Raw genomic sequence first — 15,470 nt, 5'->3', positions numbered from 1 at the left:
GGGTGAGTACGTACGTGAACCGACTCGGCGAAGACCTTCCCCGGATCGGCGGGGCCCCGGCGGGGTCCGCCGCGGCGGTGTGGTCCCTGGACACCACCCTCGACGCGGTCGGCGGCCACCAGGTCGACGAGGCTCCGGCGATCCTGGACGCGGGCGAACGGGAGCGCGCGGCCCTGATGGTGCGGGCCGGGGACCGGCACCGGTACCTCGCTTCCCACGTGGGGCTGCGGGTGCTGCTCGGCGGCTATCTCGGGCTGGCCCCGCGGGACGTCGTACTGGTCCGGGAGGACTGCCCGTGCTGCGACGGCCCGCACGGGCGGCCCGCGGTGGCGGGGGGCGAGGTGCACTTCTCGCTCTCGCACAGCGGCGACCTGGCGTACCTCGCGTTCGCGGCGGTGCCGGTCGGGGTCGACGTGGAGGCGATCCCGAGCGCGGCCGCGGTGGAGGACGTACTGACCACCCTGCATCCGGCCGAGACGGCGGAGCTCTCCGCGCTGCCCGCCGCGGAGCGGGCTCAGGCGCTGGGCCGCGTGTGGTCGCGCAAGGAGGCCTACTTCAAGGGCACGGGCACCGGCCTGGCCCTGGGCCTGGCCGAGCCCTACGTGGGCTCGGGCCCCGCCCCGTCCCCGGTTCCCGGCTGGCACCTCACCGACCTCTCCGCTCCCCCGGCGTACGCGGCGGCCCTGGCCGTGCGCGCGTAACGGCCCCGCCCCGCGGCGCGCGCGGCCCCGCCACGCCGGACCGAAATCAAGCTCTCCGCCCGGCACGCGGCGCATATCGTGACGGCCATGGACATCCGCCCCGCCCGTACCGTCGCCGAACTCCAGGCCGCGGAGGGGCTCTTCGACGGCCCCGCCCGACTCGACTGGTCCGAGCGCTTCCTCACCGCGCCGGGACACCTGATGCTCATCGCCTACGTCGACGAGATCCCGGCCGGCATGGTCTCCGGGGTCGAGATGAACCACCCCGACAAGGGCACGGAGATGTGCCTGTACGAGCTCTGCGTCGACGAGGGCTACCGGCGGCGCGGCATCGGCCGCGCGCTGACCGAAGCCCTCGCCGACGAGGCCAAGGCGCGCGGCTGCTACGGCATGTGGGTGGGGGTCGACACCGGCAACGAGGCCGCCCTGGCCACGTACACCGCCGCCGGCTCCCGTGACGAGGGCGTCTTCGCGATGCGCGGCTGGCCCCTCTCCGGCTGATGCCCGCCTTCCCCGTCGGGCCGGGGGACGGGCACCCGTTCGACGGCGTGTCATGGGGCCAGTCGGCGCACCCTCCGCGCGGGCGGGTCGCGGCTCGCCGAGCATCGGGCGCATGACCGCATTCACCGTGCTGCTCCCGGCCGCCGCCCTGCTGGCGGCGGCCACCGCCCTGCCGCCGCACCCCGCACCCGCCGCCGACACCGCGACCTCCGCCTCGGCCTCGGCCTCCGCCTCGACCGCCACCGCGCCGTACGTCGTCGTCCTCAAGGACACCGCCTCCCGCGCCCCGACCCGTGCCGTGGCTGCCGAGGCCGCGGGCTCCGGCGACCAGGTCGGGGACGTCTACGACACCGTCCTCAGCGGCTTCGCCGTCCGGACCACCGCCGCCCGCGCCAGAGTTCTGGCCGCCGACCCCCGGGTGGCCTCGGTGGAGCCGGACGCCGAGTTCCGGATCAGCGACGCGCAGAACCCGGCGCCCTGGCCCCTGGACCGGATCGACCAGTCCGCGCTCCCGCTCGACGGCTCGTACGCGTACGCCACCACCGCGCAGGGCGTCACCGCGTACGTCGTGGACACCGGGATCAACACCGCCCACCAGGAGTTCGGAGGCCGGGCCCGGACCGGCTACAACGGGGTGTTCCTGGAGACCTCCAGCGACTGCAACGGCCACGGCACGCACGTCGCGGGGACCCTGGGCGGGGCGACGTACGGGGTGGCGAAGGGGGTCTCCCTCGTCGGCGTCAAGGTCGCCAACTGCAAGGGGTCGGCGTCGCTGACCTCCATCCTGGGCGGTCTGGAGTGGATGGTGAAGGACGCCGCCAAGGCCCCCGGCACCCCCGCGGTCGCCAACATGAGCATGGGCGGCACCCGCAGCCGCGCCCTCGACGCGGCGGTGGGCCGGGCGGTCGCCGCCGGGATCACCTTCACCGTCGCCGCCGGAAACTCCGCAGACAACGCCTGCACCGGTTCCCCCGCCGCCGCCCCCACGGCGCTCACGATCGGCGCGGCCGACGCCGCCGACCAGTGGGCCCCGTTCTCCAGCTACGGCAGCTGCGTGGACCTCGTCGCGCCGGGCGTGTCCGTCACCTCGGCCTGGAAGGGCTCGGCGACCACCCTCGCCCGCGCCTCCGGGACCTCCATGGCGGCCCCGCACGCGGCGGGCGTCGCCGCGCTGATCCTGGCGGAGGGCATCGCGGCGGGTGGTGCGGTGCGGACCCCCGCCGAGGTGTCCGCCGTGCTGGTGCGGGACGCCGTACGGGACCGCCTCACCGGCGTCCCTGCCGGTACGGCGAACCTGCTGCTCCACCACCCGCCGGCCGCGGCCCAGGAGGTGTCCGCGGGGTCGGACACCCCCTAGACGGAAGCCCGCGCCGCCCCCCGCCCGCATCCCATCCATCCCACCCGCAACGCACCCCTGACGACCCGGTCTGATGGGACATCAATTTCTGTGTGCTTCGGGCGAAAGCAAGCCATTGACTTCTCATCACCGCGACGCGTCAATGTCGGCCACCGCACCGGCTCGGCCTCCCCCACACAGCGGGTGGGGGGAGGGGTTCGTCTGACGAAGGAGTCGCGACCCAGTGAGTACAACGTTCCGACGAAGAATTCTGGCCGGGGCGGGCGCCCTGTCCCTCGCGCTGGCGGGCGGCGTGGCGGGCCTGACCGGCACCGCCCAGGCGGCGACCGTGACCACCCCCGTCTTCGAGAACTGCGATGCCCCCGCACCGCAGCCGGACGGTTCGGGCAACCAGAACTACACGATCACGGTGCCCGATTCGGCCAAGGCCGGCGACGTCGTACCGATCACGATCGACCCGGGTGCGAGCCCGCTGATCCCGGGCTTCTCCGTCACGACGGTGAACACCACCAAGATCACCCTCAAGGTGGGCACGACCACCCAGGTCGTCACGAGCCCGCCCGAGACCGTCAGCGTCGTCGCCGGCACCCCCCTCGACCCGAAGTCCTTCTCGGGGACCATCAAGATCCCGGACGGCACCGAGGGGACTGCGGTCGACGTCAAGCTGGACCTGGCGGTCACCGACGCGGACCTCAGCGGTTCCGTCTTCACCACGACCTGCACCCCGGCGCCCCGCCCGAGCGCCACCCTCGGCTCGGTCGCCGTCGAGGCACTGCCCAAGGACCCGGTCACCACCAAGCTGACGCCCAACAGCGGCAAGGCCGGCACGGCCGTCGTCGTCAACGGCGCCAACTTCCCGGCCGGCCCCGTCACCTGCTCCGCCCTGCTCGCGGGCGCGGCGACCGGTGACACCGGGACCGGCACGGCGGACGCGAGCGGCGCCGCCACCTGCAACATCACGGTCACCAAGAAGGCCGACGCCGTCAAGATCGACGGCTCGGTCACCCCGTACAAGTCCTTCGTGTACCTGGAGGACCAGGCGGGCGTGAAGAACCCGGTCGACATCGAGGTCCTCCCCGGCCCGCTGGCGCTCGGCCCGAAGGACGGCCAGCCGGCCGTGGCCTTCCCCTCGGTCACCATCAACGGCAAGGCCCAGTCGGTGGTCGGCATGTTCAACGCCGCGACCGTCCAGGACTTCCGCGGCGGCACCCTCGGCTGGGACGTGACGGCGACCCGTACGCCGTTCCTGAACCAGGCGACCGGCCACTCGATGGCGAAGGCGCAGATCGGCATCCAGCCGTCCTGCACCGTGACCAACCCGGACAGCCCGAGCACCTGCACCGCGGGCACGCCCGGCGCGATCTCCGAGACCCCGTTGAAGGTCGCCTCGCAGGCGGCCGGCGGGGACGAGCTGACCGGCGGTGAGTTCGCCGTCGGCGGCGCCGGGATGATCCAGCTCCCGCCGTTCATGTTCGCGGACACCTACCAGACGGTCGTCACCTTCTCGATCGCCTGACCCGGCAGGAATCTCCTGACCCGGCAGGGATCGTCCGCCCCGGCAGGAGTCACCTGACCCCGCAGGAACAGCGCACCCAGGGTGGTGCGGCGCCACGGCGCCGCACCACCCCTTCGCCTTCCGCCCGCGCCCCGCGCCCCCGCCCAGCCCACCGCGCCGACTGGAGAACCGCCCATGCGCCCCCGCCCCCGCATCGCTCCGTACGGTCCGCTCCTCACCCTGTTGCTGCTGGTCGCGGGCCTGCTCCTGGGGCCGGCCGTGCGGGCGACGGCCGCGGACAACGGCACTTGGGGGGTGTTCCCGACGCCACCGGCCGGCGCCGCGATGACCGACCGCGCGTACTTCTTCCACCAGGGCGCGGCCGGGACCACGGTCAGCGACAGCGTGACCGTCCTGAACTCCTCCGACCGGGAGCTGACCTTCCAGATCTTCGCCACCGACGCCGTGAACACCCCGGCGGGCGGCGCCTTCGCGCTGCTGCCGGTGGAACAGAAGCCCAAGGACGTGGGCGCGTGGATCGCGCTGGCACCCGAGGCGGCCACCACGGTGACCGTGCCGCCCAAGGGCCGCAAGGACATCCCGTTCACGGTGAAGGTCCCCGAGGACGCGACGCCCGGCGACCACGTCGGCGGGATCGTCGCCCTCAACACCGCCGTAGAGGGCATCCGGCAGGAGGGCAAGGTCCAGGTCGGAGTGAAACGGCAGGTCGGCTCGCGGCTGTACTTCCGGGTGCCGGGGCCGGTGACCCCGGGGCTGAGCGTGGAGGACGTGAAGGTCAGCCGGTCCGCGCCGCTGCTGCCGTGGGTCAAGAGCGCCCGCGCCACGGTCTCGTACACGCTGGTCAACCGGGGCAACGTGGTCGTCGAACCCAAGGTGGCGGTGTCCGCCGAGGGGCTGTTCGGGCGTACGGTGCTGGACCGGCCGGCCCGCGAGCTGAAGCTGGTGCTGCTGCCCGGCCAGCGCATCGAGCTGACCGAACCCTGGTCGGACGCACCGCAGTCGGACTGGGTGACCGTGAGGATCTCGGCCGGGGCGACGGCCTATCCGGACCTCGCCTCCGCATCGGAGGCGGAGTTCGTCGCCGTGCCGTGGCCGGCCCTCGGTGCGCTGCTGGTGCTGGCGGGCGCCGCACTCACCTTCCTGATCCTGCGGCGCCGCCGCCGCTCCCCCGAGGAACAGTCCGAACCCGCACCGGACTTGGCCGCCGCGCGTTGAAAACGAGCTCGCCTCCCGCGTGAGGGGTGCGGGAGGCGAGCCGGTCCTTCGGTGGCGAACGCGGTCAGTGGTTGCGGGGGAAGCCCAGGTCCACGCCCGCCGGGGCTTCGGACGGGTCCGGCCAGCGGGTCGTGACGACCTTGCCGCGGGTGTAGAAGTGGATGCCGTCGTTCCCGTAGATGTGGTGGTCGCCGAAGAGCGAGTCCTTCCAGCCGCCGAAGGAGTGGTAGCCCACCGGCACCGGGATCGGCACGTTGACGCCGACCATGCCCGCCTCGATCTCCAGCTGGAAGCGGCGGGCCGCGCCGCCGTCACGGGTGAAGATCGCCGTGCCGTTGCCGAACGGCGAGGCGTTGATGAGCGCCACACCCTCCTCGTAGGTCTCGGCGCGCAGCACGCACAGCACCGGTCCGAAGATCTCGTCGCGGTAGGCGTCGGAGTCGGTCTTGACGTTGTCCAGCAGCGAGAGGCCGATCCAGTGGCCGTTCTCGAACCCGCCGACCGTGTACCCCGTGCCGTCGAGGACCACGTCCGCGCCCTGGTCGGCCGCGCCCTTGACGTACGAGGCGACCTTGTCGCGGTGGGCGGCCGTGATCAGCGGGCCCATCTCGGAGGTCGGGTCGTTGCCGGGGCCGATCTTGATCTTCTCGGCGCGCTCGCGGATCTTCTCCACCAGCTCGTCGCCGATCGATCCGACGGCCACGACCGCCGAGATCGCCATGCAGCGCTCGCCGGCCGAGCCGTACGCGGCCGAGACGGCCGCGTCGGCGGCCGCGTCCAGGTCGGCGTCCGGCAGCACCAGCATGTGGTTCTTGGCGCCGCCCAGCGCCTGGACCCGCTTGCCGTTCGCGGAGGCCGTGGTGTGGATGTGGCGGGCGATCGGCGTCGAGCCGACGAAGGAGACCGCCGCGATGCCCGGGTGGGCGAGCAGCGCGTCGACGGCAACCTTGTCACCGTGGACGACGTTGAGCACACCGGCCGGCAGGCCGGCCTCGGAGGCCAGCTCGGCCAGCTTGTTGGCGGCCGACGGGTCCTTCTCGCTCGGCTTGAGGATGAAGGTGTTTCCGCAGGCCACGGCCAGCGGGAACATCCACATCGGCACCATCGCCGGGAAGTTGAACGGGGTGATGCCCGCGACCACGCCCAGCGGCTGGCGGATCGACGAGACGTCCACCCGGCTGGAGACGGAGGTCGACAGCTCGCCCTTGAGCTGCGTGGTGATACCGCAGGCCAGCTCCACGATCTCCAGGCCGCGCGCCACCTCGCCCAGCGCGTCCGAGTGGACCTTGCCGTGTTCGGCGGTGATCAGCTCGGCGATCGCGTCGCGGTTGGCGTCCAGCAGGGCGCGGTACGCGAAGAGCACCTTGGTGCGGGCGGCCAGCGAGGACTGGCCCCAGGTCTGGAAGGCCTCGCGGGCGACCTGCACGGCGGCGTCGACCTCATCGGCCGACGCGAGCGCGACCTGCGTGGTGACCTCGCCGGTGGCCGGGTCGGTGACCGGGCCGTAGTTCCCCGACGCGCCCTCGACGGTCTTGCCACCGATCCAGTGGTTGACGGTCTTCATGCCTATTGCTCCTTCACAGATGGCGACGTCGCTGCGCGGCTTGCCGGTCGTACTCTTCGCGGGCCGCGGCCGCGGATTTCCGTGTCGCGGTCTCGGCCACAGGAACATCCCACCACGCCTGTGCCGGGGGCGGGCCCGACACAGTGTCGGGTGTTCGGGTCTGTGCGTAGACACATGTGGGACGGTCCGCCGCACGCGCTTCAGCGAGGGCTTTCCGCAGGTCATCGATGGTGCGGGTGCGGATCACGGCCATCCCGAGGGAGGCCGCGTTGGCCGCGAGGTCCACCGGAAGCGGCGCGCCGGTGTACGAACCGTCCTCCGCCCGGAAGCGGTACGCGGTGGCGAAGCCCTCCGCGCCCACCGCCCCGGAGAGGCCGCCGATGGAGGCGTAGCCGTGGTTGTCGAGGATCACCACCTTGATCGGGATGCCCTCCTGTACGGCCGTGACCAGCTCGGTCGGGTTCATGAGGTACGTCCCGTCGCCGACCAGCGCCCAGACCGGGCGGCCGGGGGCGGCGAGCGCGACTCCGATCGCCGCCGGGATCTCGTAGCCCATGCAGGAGTACCCGTACTCCACGTGGTACTGGTCGGCCGAGCGGGCCCGCCACAGTTTGTGCAGGTCGCCGGGGAGGGAGCCGGCGGCGTTGATCAGGATGTCCTCGGGGCCGACCACCGCGTCGAGCAGCCCGAGCACCTGCGCCTGCGTCGGGGCGCGGTCCTCGTCGGGGGCCGCGTAGGCCCGGTCGACCAGCAGCTCCCAACCGCTTTTCTTTTCTTTGTACGCCGTTTCGTACCCGGGGTCCACGCGGTACCCGGCAACCGCGGCCAGGAGTTCCTCCAGGCCCGCCCGCGCATCGCAGACCACCGGCTGACCGGCGAGTTTGTAGGCGTCGTACGGGTCGAGGTTGAGTCCGAGGAAGCGGACGGCGGGGCTCTGGAACAGGGTCCCCGATGCGGTGGTGAAGTCCGTCAGCCGGGTCCCGGCGGCGATGACCAGGTCGGCGCCGCGGGCCAGCTCGTCGGCGGTGGCCGTGCCGGTGTGCCCGATGCCGCCGACGTCGGCGGGGTGGTCGTACGGGAGCGCCCCCTTGCCGGCCTGCGTGGAGGCGACCGGGATCCCGGTGGCCCCGGCGAACTCGGCCAGCGCGCTCTGGGCCGCGCTGTGCCGGATCCCGCCGCCGGCGATGATCAGCGGGCGCGCGGATCCCCGTACGGCCGCGGCGGCCCGGGCGAGCTCGTCCCGGTCGGGCCGGGGCCGGCGTACGGCCCACACGCGCTCGGCGAAGAACCCGGGCGGCCAGTCGTACGCCTCGGTCTGGACGTCCTGGGGCAGCGCCAGCGTCACCGCGCCGGTCTGGACGGGGTCGGTGAGCACCCGCATCGCCTGGAGGGCGGCCGGGATCAGGGCCTCGGGGCGGGTGATCCGGTCGAAGTGGCGGGAGACGGGGCGCAGCGTGTCATTGACGGAGACGTCGCCGGCGTAGGGCACCTCCAGCTGCTGGAGGACGGGATCGGCGGGCCGGGTGGCGAAGGTGTCCCCGGGCAGGAGGAGCACGGGGATCCGGTTGATGGTGGCGAGGGCGGCCCCGGTGACGAGGTTGGTGGCGCCGGGCCCGATCGAGGTGGTGACGGCGTGGGCCGAGAGCCGCCCGCACTGGCGGGCGTACCCGACGGCGGCGTGCACCATGGCCTGCTCGTTGCGCCCCTGGAGGAAGGGCATCTCGCCCGGTCCGCTCTCCAGGAGGGCCTGGCCGACACCGGCGACGTTCCCGTGCCCGAAGATGCCCCAGGTGGCGGCGATCAGCCGCTGCCTGTGCCCGTCGCGCTCGGTGTGCTGGGCGGCCAGGAACCGTACGAGGGCCTGGGCGACGGTGAGCCTCATCGGGTCTCGTCCTCCGCTCGGGGTCGGTGGAAGGGCAGCCGGGGGTCGGCGTCCCGGCCGGTCCAGGTGTCCCGGATCCAGGCGTGGCCGGGGTGGTCCCGGATCAGCCACTCGCGGGGCTGGCCGGGGGGCCCGGCCATCACGTTGAGGTAGTACATGTCGTGCCCGGGGGCGGCGATGGAGGGCCCGTGCCAGCCGTCCGGGATGAGCACCGCGTCCCCGGTCCTCACCTCGGTGAGGATGTCGGTCTTCCCGGCGGGGGAGGGGCTGACACGCTGGTAGCCGACGCCGGGCGTGTCGCCGTGCGGGGCGATTTCGAAGTAGTAGACCTCTTCGAGGCGGGATTCGTGGCCGGGGTCGAACTCGTCGTGCTTGTGGGGCGGGTATGAGGACCAGTTCCCGCCGGGGGTGAGCACCTCGACGGCGATGAGCCGGTCGCAGTCGAAGACGCCGGCGGCGCCGAAGTTGTTGACCTGGCGCGAGCAGTGGCCGGCTCCGCGGATCTCGACGGGGACGCCGCCGGCCGGACCGTACCGGGCGGGCAGCACGTTCTCGCACCGTGCCCCGACGAGCGCGAACCGCCCCCCGGCGGCGGAGACGATCTCGGCCTGCCCGCCCCGGGGCAGGTACGCGAAGTCGGTCGGCCCGCTGAACACGCCCTTTCTCCCGCGGAGTTCGAACACCTGCCGGTCCGGCCCCGCCTGCGATCGCGGCGCGGGCTCCGCGCAGCGGATCGTGCAACCCCCCGCCAGCGGGAGGACGATCCACTCCCGGTCCCCGCACGCGTGCGCGTGGGCCTCTCCCGGCCCGAGTTCCAGCACCCGCAGCGCCGCGAACTCCATCTCGTGCGATGCCGTCAGCGTCACGACTCCAGCACCTCCTCCACTTCCTTCCCGTACGGCATCGCCACCGAGCACGCCAGCCTCGAAGCCACGATCGCCCCGGCCGCGTTGGCGAAGCGGAGCACCCGCTCCAGCTCCCATCCCGCCAGCAGCCCGTGGCACAGGGCGCCTCCGAACGCGTCCCCGGCACCCAGCCCGTTCACCACCTTCACCGGCACCGGAGCGGCCTCCACCACGGTCCCGTCCCGCCGCACCGCCAGCACCCCTTCCGGCCCCCGTTTCACCACCGCCAGCTCCACCCCGGCCGCGAGCAGTGCCCGCGCCGCGGCCCGCGGGTCGCTCTCGCCGGTCGCGATCGCGCACTCCTGGACGTTGCCGACCGCCACCGTGGCGAGGCCCAGCGCCCGCGCGTACGCCTCGCCCGGGTCCCCTTCCCACAGCATCGGCCTCCAGTCGAGGTCGAAGACCGTGATCCCGGACTTCGAGCGCGCCTCCAGCGCGGCGAGGGTGGCGGAGCGGCTCGGCTCCGCGCTCAGGCCCGTCCCCGTCATCCAGAACACCCGCGCGGCCCGTACGGCCGCCAGGTCCAGCTCACCCGGGTCGATCTCCAGGTCAGGAGCCTTGGGCAGCCGGTAGAAGTACAGCGGAAAGTCGTCGGGCGGGAAGATCTCGCAGAACGTCAGCGGGGTCGGGTACCGCGCCACCTCCCCCACCCACCGGTCGTCCACCCCGAATCCGCGCAGCTCGGCGCGGAGATAGGCGCCGAAGGGGTCGGCTCCGGTCCGGGTGATCACCGCCACCCGGCGGCCCAGCCGGGCCGCCGCGACGGCCACGTTGGTGGGCGAGCCGCCCAGGAACTTCCCGAACGTGTCCGCCTCCGCCAGCGGTACACCCGTTCTCAGCGGGTAGAGATCCACCCCGATCCGCCCCATGGTGATCAGGTCGAACGTGACATCGTCCGCGGTCGTCACAGGCAGTCCTCCCACTCGTCTCGCCCCCTAAGGTGGCCGTCATGACGTCCTCCCCGCCCGCGTTGACCCGTATCCGCATCGGTTCGGCTCCGGACTCCTGGGGTGTCTGGTTCCCCGACGATCCGCTCCAGACCCCGTGGGAGCGGTTCCTCGACGAGGTCGCCGACTCCGGGTACGAGTGGATCGAGCTCGGCCCGTACGGCTACCTCCCCACCGACCCCGTCCGCCTCGCCGACGAGACCGCCGAACGGGGTCTGCGCGTCAGCGCCGGCACCGTCTTCACCGGACTCCATCACGGGCCCGCCGTCTGGGAGGACACCTGGGAGCACGTGTCGCGGATCGCGGCGCTCGCCCAGGCCGTGGGCGCGGGCCACCTCGTCGTCATCCCGTCCTTCTGGCGCGACGACAAGACGGGCAAGGTGCTGGAGGACCGCGCCCTCAGCCCCGGGCAATGGCGTGAACTGACCACGCAGACCGAGCGCCTGGGGCGCGAGGTGCGGGACCGGTACGGGCTGCGGATCGTCGTCCACCCGCACGCCGACACGCACATCGACACTCCTGAGAACGTGGCCCGCTTCCTGGACGCCACCGACCCGGACCTGGTCTCCCTGTGCCTGGACACCGGGCACTACGCCTACTGCGGCGGCGACAGCGTCCAGGCCATCGAGACGTTCGCCGAGCGGATCGGCTACCTCCACCTCAAGCAGGTCGACCCGCGGATCCTCGCCGAAGTCCTCGCGGAGCAGCTGCCCTTCGGGCCGGCCGTGGCCCGCGGGGTGATGTGCGAGCCGCCGTCGGGGGTGCCCGCTCTGGAGCCCGTCCTCGCGGCCGCCCAGCGGCTCGGCGTGGACCTCTTCGCCATCGTGGAGCAGGACATGTACCCGTGCCCGCCCGACCGGCCGCTGCCGATCGCCCGCCGCACCCGCGCCTACCTGCGCTCCTGCGGCGCCCGCTGACTCCCCGGAGGGAACACGAGATGAGCACCCTGGGCATCGCCGTCATCGGGACGGGGAAGATGGGCGCCGACCACGTCCGCCGGATCGGGCGGACGGTGGGCGGGGCCCGCGTGGTGGCCGTGGCCGATCCGGACGGTGACCGGGTCAAGGCGGTCGCGGCGGGTCTGGACGGGGCGAGCGCGCACACGGATCCGGCGGCGGCGATAGCGGCACCCGGAGTACAGGCCGTACTGATCGCCTCCCCCGGGCCCGCCCACGAGGAGGCGATCCTGCTCGCCCTGGCACGGGAGTTGCCGGTGCTGTGCGAGAAGCCGCTGACCCCGGATCCGGCGGGGGCGCTGCGGGTGATGGAGGCCGAACGGCGGCTGGGCCGGCGCCTGGTGCAGGTGGGGTTCATGCGGCGGTTCGATGCCGAGTACGAGCGGTTGAAGGCGCTGCTGGACGCGGGCGGGATCGGCCGGCCGCTGTTCCTGCACTGCCGGCACCGCAACGCCTCCTCGCCCTCCTTCTTCACCAGCGACATGCTGATCTCCGACTCCGTCGTGCACGAGGTCGACGCGGCGCGCTGGCTGCTGGGGCAGGAGATCACGGCGGTCTCCGTACTCTCCCCCACGCCCAGCTCGGCGGCCCCCGAGGGGCTGCGCGATCCCCGGCTGGTGCTGCTGGAGACCGCGGGCGGGGCGATCGTCGACGTGGAGATCTTCGTCAACTGCGGCTTCGGCTACGAGGTCCGCTGCGAGGCGGTCGGCGAGTCCGGCAGCGCCCAGATCGGCGAGGGACAGACGATGCTCGTCCGGTCCGCGGGCCACAGCTACGGCGAGATCCCGCAGGACTTCACCGTGCGCTTCGCCGATGCGTACGACCGCCAGCTGCGGCGCTGGGTGGCAGCGGCCGCACAGGGCCGGGTGACCGGTCCCGACGCCTGGGACGGCTACGCGGCGGCCGCCGTCTCCACGGCGGGGCTCGCCGCCGCGCACAGCGGCGCACGGACCCCGGTGGAGCTGGTGGAACGCCCCGCCCTCTACCGCTGAACCCCCCTCCCGCTCCACCCCGTTGTGCCGCATGTGTCACAGGCGTCGCCCTTGTGTCACACATGTCCTCATTACACGGGTATTTCGTCACAGGCAGTCGACAAGGCCTCCCCTGCCTTCACCCTCTGTCGTTCTCCGGGCACAACCCGAGTGATCGTCACTGTCCACGTGTCGGCTCCCCCGACGGCCTCCCGGCCGGCCCCGCCTCGTGGACAAGGAGGTGTCGTGGATGAGCGACCGACAGCTGTGGTCGTACAAGGAGATCGCCGCCCATATCCGGGTCCAGCCGGACACGGTGCGCTCGTACCGCAAGCACGGGCTGCTCCCCGCCCCCGACCACGTGGAAGGCGGCAAGCCCTACTGGTACGCCGACACGATCCGCACCTGGGTGGCCCGCCGCCCCGGCAACCGGGGCCGCCGCGAGGACTGAGGCCCGGCGGCGGACCCGGTGGCGGACCCGGCCGCCGGGGCCGCCACCGGGAAGGACGGCCCGGGCGGGCCGCAGCGACCACGGCCAGAGGACTAGCGGCTGCCCGCCGGTATGCGGTCCGGCTCCGGGGCCTGCCCCGAGGCCTCCCCTGCCGTCGGCGGCGCCGCGGCCGGCGCGGATTCCCCCTCGCTCAGCCCGAACCGCTCGTGCAGTCGCCGCAGCGGCCCCGGCGCCCACCAGGTTGCCCTCCCCGTCAGCTTCATGACCGCCGGAACCAGGAGGCTCCGTACGACCAGGGCGTCCATCAGCACGGCCAGCGCGATCCCGAGTCCCAGCATCTTGGTGTTGGTCACCCGGGAGCTGCCGATGGCCACCATCACCACCGCCAGGATCACGGCCGCCGCGGTGATCAGGCCGCCGGTGCGGACCAGTCCGGTGCGCACGGCCCCCTCGTGGTCCCCGGTCCGCTCGTACTCCTCCTTGATCCGGGATATGAGGAAGACCCCGTAGTCCATGGAGAGTCCGAAGGCGATGCAGAACATCAGCACGGGCAGGGTGGTCTCGATGTCCCCGGTGGAGGTGAAGGAGAGCGGCCCGGACAGGTGGCCGTCCTGGAAGACCCAGACCACCGCCCCGAACATCGCCGTCAGACTCAGCGCGTTGAGCAGGACCGCCTGGACGGGGATCAGCACGCTTCCGGTGAGCAGGAAGACCAGCAGCAGCGTGGCCAGGACCACCAGGGCCAGCGCGGCCGGGAGTTTCTCCGCTATCGCCTTCTGGGCGTCGACGAGGACCGCCGCCTGTCCGGTCACCGCGGTGTCGAAGGGCGCGTCGACCTTCCGGACCACGCCGACGAGGTCCTGGGCCTGCCGGCCCACCGGTTCGCCGCCGGTGACCACCGAGAAGTACGCGTACCCCGGCGCGGATCCGGAACTCACCGGGCCCTCCACCCGCACCCCGGGCACGGCGGCCAGCCGGTCCCGGTAGGCGGTGAGGTCGGCGGGGCCGGCCGCACCCTCGGCCAGCACGGTCAGCCCGGCGCCGGGGCTGCCCGGGAAGCCGTCGCGGATCTGCTGCTGGACCAGGTGGGAGGCGGCGGTCTCCGGCAGCTGCCGGTCGTCCACGGTGCCGAACTTCACCCCGAGGAAGGGCAGTCCGAGGAGCAGCAGCCCGGCCGTGGTGGCGATGGCGAACACCGGGGCCCGGCGCATCACCAGCGCGGTCGTCCGCGCCCAGCCCCCGCCCGTCCCGGCGCCGGCCACGGCGGCCGCGCCCGGCTTCCCGGTCCCCGCCGCGGACCGTCTGCGCCGCCACAGCCGGCGCAGGTCGAGGGAGTTGACCCGCTCCCCGAGGAGCACCAGCGCCGCCGGCAGCAGGACGAGGGCGGCGGCCGCGGCGAGCAGGACCACCGCGACCCCGGCGTAGGCGAAGGAGCGCAGGAAGTACATCGGGAAGAACAGCATCGCCGAGAGCGAGACGGCCACGGTCAGCGCCGAGAACAGCACCGTGCGCCCGGCGGTGCGCAAGGTGGCCCCCACGGCCGCCACCGGATCCCGCCCGGCGGCGAGCTCCTCGCGGAACCTCCGCACGATGAACAGGGCGTAGTCGATGGCGAGGCCGAGGCCCAGCGCGGTGGTGAGGTTCTGGGCGAAGACGGAGACGTCGGTGAACTCGGTCAGGCCGCGCAGCACGGCGTTGGTGCCGAGGATGGCGACGATGCCGACGCCCAGCGGCAGCAGCGCCGCCACGGCGCTGCCGAAGACGAGGACGAGCAGGACGAGGGTCACCGGCAGGGCGATCACCTCGGCGCGCAGCAGGTCCTCCTGGATGGTGGTGGTCACCTCGCGCTGGACGGCGACCGGCCCCCCGAGGGAGACGCTGACCGGCCCGTGCTCGCCCCGGTAACGCGGGGCGATCTTCTCCAGCACCGCAGCGCGGGTCTTCTCGTCGCCGAGGACGCGGGCGGCGATCAGGGCCTGCCGGCCGTTCTCGGAGCGCAGCGCGGGCAGGTGCGTGCGCCAGTAGGAGCCGACCCCGGCCACCCCCTGCTCGGAGGCGAGCCGCGCCGTCAGACGCTCGGCTTCGGCGGCGACGGCCGGATCATCCACCCCGGAGGCCCCCGGCCCGGCGTCCACCAGCAGGAGCAGGTTCGGCTGGGAGCCCGGGAACTCGCGCTCCAGCACCTTGGCGGCATAGGTGGACCGGGCGTCCGGGTCCTCCCAGCCGCCGCTGCCCATCCGGTCGGCGACGCCGCCGCCGGCGAGGACGGCCAGGGCCGTGACCACGAGGGCGAGCAGCAGCGAAAGCCGCGGCCGGGCCGTGACGATCCGGGTCCACCGGCCGCTCTCCCCTGACGACGGCGGTTTTTTGACTTCGGACATGACTCGGTGTCCCCTTCACCGTGATTGCCAGACGATTTAAGCTGGCAAACACGAGCAGTCGCTCGCGTTTTCCAAGAATGCGAGCGACCTCTCGTGTTTGTCAATCACCCACGGGAAGCAAGG

Annotated in this window: 13 protein-coding genes; 8 read left to right on the top strand and 5 right to left on the bottom strand. The window is 73.1% G+C overall.

What is annotated here, in order from left to right; all coding sequences use genetic code 11:
• Positions 1-2 precede the first annotated feature (2 nt).
• The 5 genes from ACFYXV_RS13595 (at position 3) to ACFYXV_RS13575 (ending at position 5,290) form a co-directional block, all read left to right on the top strand.
• Positions 3-701 carry a 4'-phosphopantetheinyl transferase family protein gene (locus ACFYXV_RS13595; RefSeq protein ID WP_389382940.1) on the top strand — a complete coding sequence of 233 codons (699 nt, stop codon included), beginning with the start codon at positions 3-5 and terminating at the stop codon, positions 699-701.
• Positions 702-788: 87 nt separating this feature from the next.
• Positions 789-1,202 (top strand): GNAT family N-acetyltransferase, encoded by a 414-nt coding sequence (locus ACFYXV_RS13590; RefSeq protein ID WP_385470231.1) that lies wholly within the window; start codon positions 789-791, stop codon positions 1,200-1,202.
• 112 nt (positions 1,203-1,314) lie between these two features.
• Entirely contained in the window at positions 1,315-2,559 is a 1,245-nt protein-coding gene (locus tag ACFYXV_RS13585) for a S8 family peptidase (RefSeq protein ID WP_389382939.1), read from the top strand.
• A 223-nt stretch (positions 2,560-2,782) separates the two neighbouring features.
• Entirely contained in the window at positions 2,783-4,075 is a 1,293-nt protein-coding gene (locus ACFYXV_RS13580) for a hypothetical protein (RefSeq protein WP_385470226.1), read from the top strand.
• A 174-nt stretch (positions 4,076-4,249) separates the two neighbouring features.
• The gene (locus tag ACFYXV_RS13575) at positions 4,250-5,290 is read left to right on the top strand and encodes a WxL protein peptidoglycan domain-containing protein (protein ID WP_389382938.1); all 1,041 of its coding nucleotides are present in this window, start codon (positions 4,250-4,252) and stop codon (positions 5,288-5,290) included.
• Positions 5,291-5,354: 64 nt separating this feature from the next.
• Here ACFYXV_RS13575 and ACFYXV_RS13570 read toward each other — a convergent pair whose 3' ends face one another.
• Genes ACFYXV_RS13570 through iolC form a run of 4 tightly spaced genes read right to left on the bottom strand, consistent with a single transcriptional unit; the run spans position 5,355 to position 10,510 of the window.
• Positions 5,355-6,854 (bottom strand): CoA-acylating methylmalonate-semialdehyde dehydrogenase, encoded by a 1,500-nt coding sequence (locus tag ACFYXV_RS13570; RefSeq protein WP_389382937.1) that lies wholly within the window; start codon positions 6,852-6,854, stop codon positions 5,355-5,357.
• Positions 6,855-6,867: 13 nt separating this feature from the next.
• A complete protein-coding gene (gene iolD / locus ACFYXV_RS13565; RefSeq protein ID WP_389382936.1) occupies positions 6,868-8,736 on the bottom strand; it encodes a 3D-(3,5/4)-trihydroxycyclohexane-1,2-dione acylhydrolase (decyclizing) in 1,869 nt (622 codons plus the stop codon).
• Entirely contained in the window at positions 8,733-9,578 is an 846-nt protein-coding gene (gene iolB, locus ACFYXV_RS13560) for a 5-deoxy-glucuronate isomerase (protein WP_389383070.1), read from the bottom strand. Before iolB ends, iolD begins: the two co-directional genes overlap by 4 nt.
• 20 nt (positions 9,579-9,598) lie before the next feature.
• Complete coding sequence (gene iolC / locus ACFYXV_RS13555) at positions 9,599-10,510, bottom strand: 5-dehydro-2-deoxygluconokinase (RefSeq protein WP_389383068.1); 912 nt, start codon at positions 10,508-10,510, stop codon at positions 9,599-9,601.
• A gap of 80 nt (positions 10,511-10,590) precedes the next feature.
• On the opposite strand from iolC, the gene ACFYXV_RS13550 reads away from it, so the two are divergent.
• From ACFYXV_RS13550 to ACFYXV_RS13540, 3 genes are all read left to right on the top strand, one after another.
• The gene (locus ACFYXV_RS13550; protein WP_389382935.1) at positions 10,591-11,505 is read left to right on the top strand and encodes a sugar phosphate isomerase/epimerase family protein; all 915 of its coding nucleotides are present in this window, start codon (positions 10,591-10,593) and stop codon (positions 11,503-11,505) included.
• Positions 11,506-11,525: 20 nt separating this feature from the next.
• Complete coding sequence (locus ACFYXV_RS13545; protein WP_389382934.1) at positions 11,526-12,536, top strand: Gfo/Idh/MocA family protein; 1,011 nt, start codon at positions 11,526-11,528, stop codon at positions 12,534-12,536.
• 229 nt (positions 12,537-12,765) lie between these two features.
• The gene (locus ACFYXV_RS13540) at positions 12,766-12,966 is read left to right on the top strand and encodes an AlpA family transcriptional regulator (RefSeq protein ID WP_030297784.1); all 201 of its coding nucleotides are present in this window, start codon (positions 12,766-12,768) and stop codon (positions 12,964-12,966) included.
• 92 nt (positions 12,967-13,058) lie between these two features.
• Here the strand turns inward: ACFYXV_RS13540 and ACFYXV_RS13535 are convergent, their stop codons facing one another.
• A complete protein-coding gene (locus ACFYXV_RS13535) occupies positions 13,059-15,347 on the bottom strand; it encodes an MMPL family transporter (RefSeq protein ID WP_389382933.1) in 2,289 nt (762 codons plus the stop codon).
• Positions 15,348-15,470: the final 123 nt, after the last annotated feature.

It is taken from the genome of Streptomyces sp. NPDC002181, assembly GCF_042890485.1.
Lineage (GTDB): Bacteria > Actinomycetota > Actinomycetes > Streptomycetales > Streptomycetaceae > Streptomyces.
This window is presented reverse-complemented; position numbering and strand designations above follow the sequence as displayed.

What these genes read in the sequence shown, in the direction of transcription:
- ACFYXV_RS13590 (WP_385470231.1), top strand. Translation starts at nt 789, where the DNA reads ATGGACATCCGCCCCGCCCGTACCGTCGCCGAACTCCAGGCCGCGGAG.
- ACFYXV_RS13585 (WP_389382939.1), top strand. Translation starts at nt 1,315, where the DNA reads ATGACCGCATTCACCGTGCTGCTCCCGGCCGCCGCCCTGCTGGCGGCG.
- ACFYXV_RS13575 (WP_389382938.1), top strand. Translation starts at nt 4,250, where the DNA reads ATGCGCCCCCGCCCCCGCATCGCTCCGTACGGTCCGCTCCTCACCCTG.
- ACFYXV_RS13570 (WP_389382937.1), bottom strand. Translation starts at nt 6,854, where the DNA reads ATGAAGACCGTCAACCACTGGATCGGTGGCAAGACCGTCGAGGGCGCG.
- iolD (WP_389382936.1), bottom strand. Translation starts at nt 8,736, where the DNA reads ATGAGGCTCACCGTCGCCCAGGCCCTCGTACGGTTCCTGGCCGCCCAG.
- iolB (WP_389383070.1), bottom strand. Translation starts at nt 9,578, where the DNA reads ATGGAGTTCGCGGCGCTGCGGGTGCTGGAACTCGGGCCGGGAGAGGCC.
- iolC (WP_389383068.1), bottom strand. Translation starts at nt 10,510, where the DNA reads ATGGGGCGGATCGGGGTGGATCTCTACCCGCTGAGAACGGGTGTACCG.
- ACFYXV_RS13550 (WP_389382935.1), top strand. Translation starts at nt 10,591, where the DNA reads ATGACGTCCTCCCCGCCCGCGTTGACCCGTATCCGCATCGGTTCGGCT.
- ACFYXV_RS13545 (WP_389382934.1), top strand. Translation starts at nt 11,526, where the DNA reads ATGAGCACCCTGGGCATCGCCGTCATCGGGACGGGGAAGATGGGCGCC.
- ACFYXV_RS13540 (WP_030297784.1), top strand. Translation starts at nt 12,766, where the DNA reads ATGAGCGACCGACAGCTGTGGTCGTACAAGGAGATCGCCGCCCATATC.
- ACFYXV_RS13535 (WP_389382933.1), bottom strand. Translation starts at nt 15,347, where the DNA reads ATGTCCGAAGTCAAAAAACCGCCGTCGTCAGGGGAGAGCGGCCGGTGG.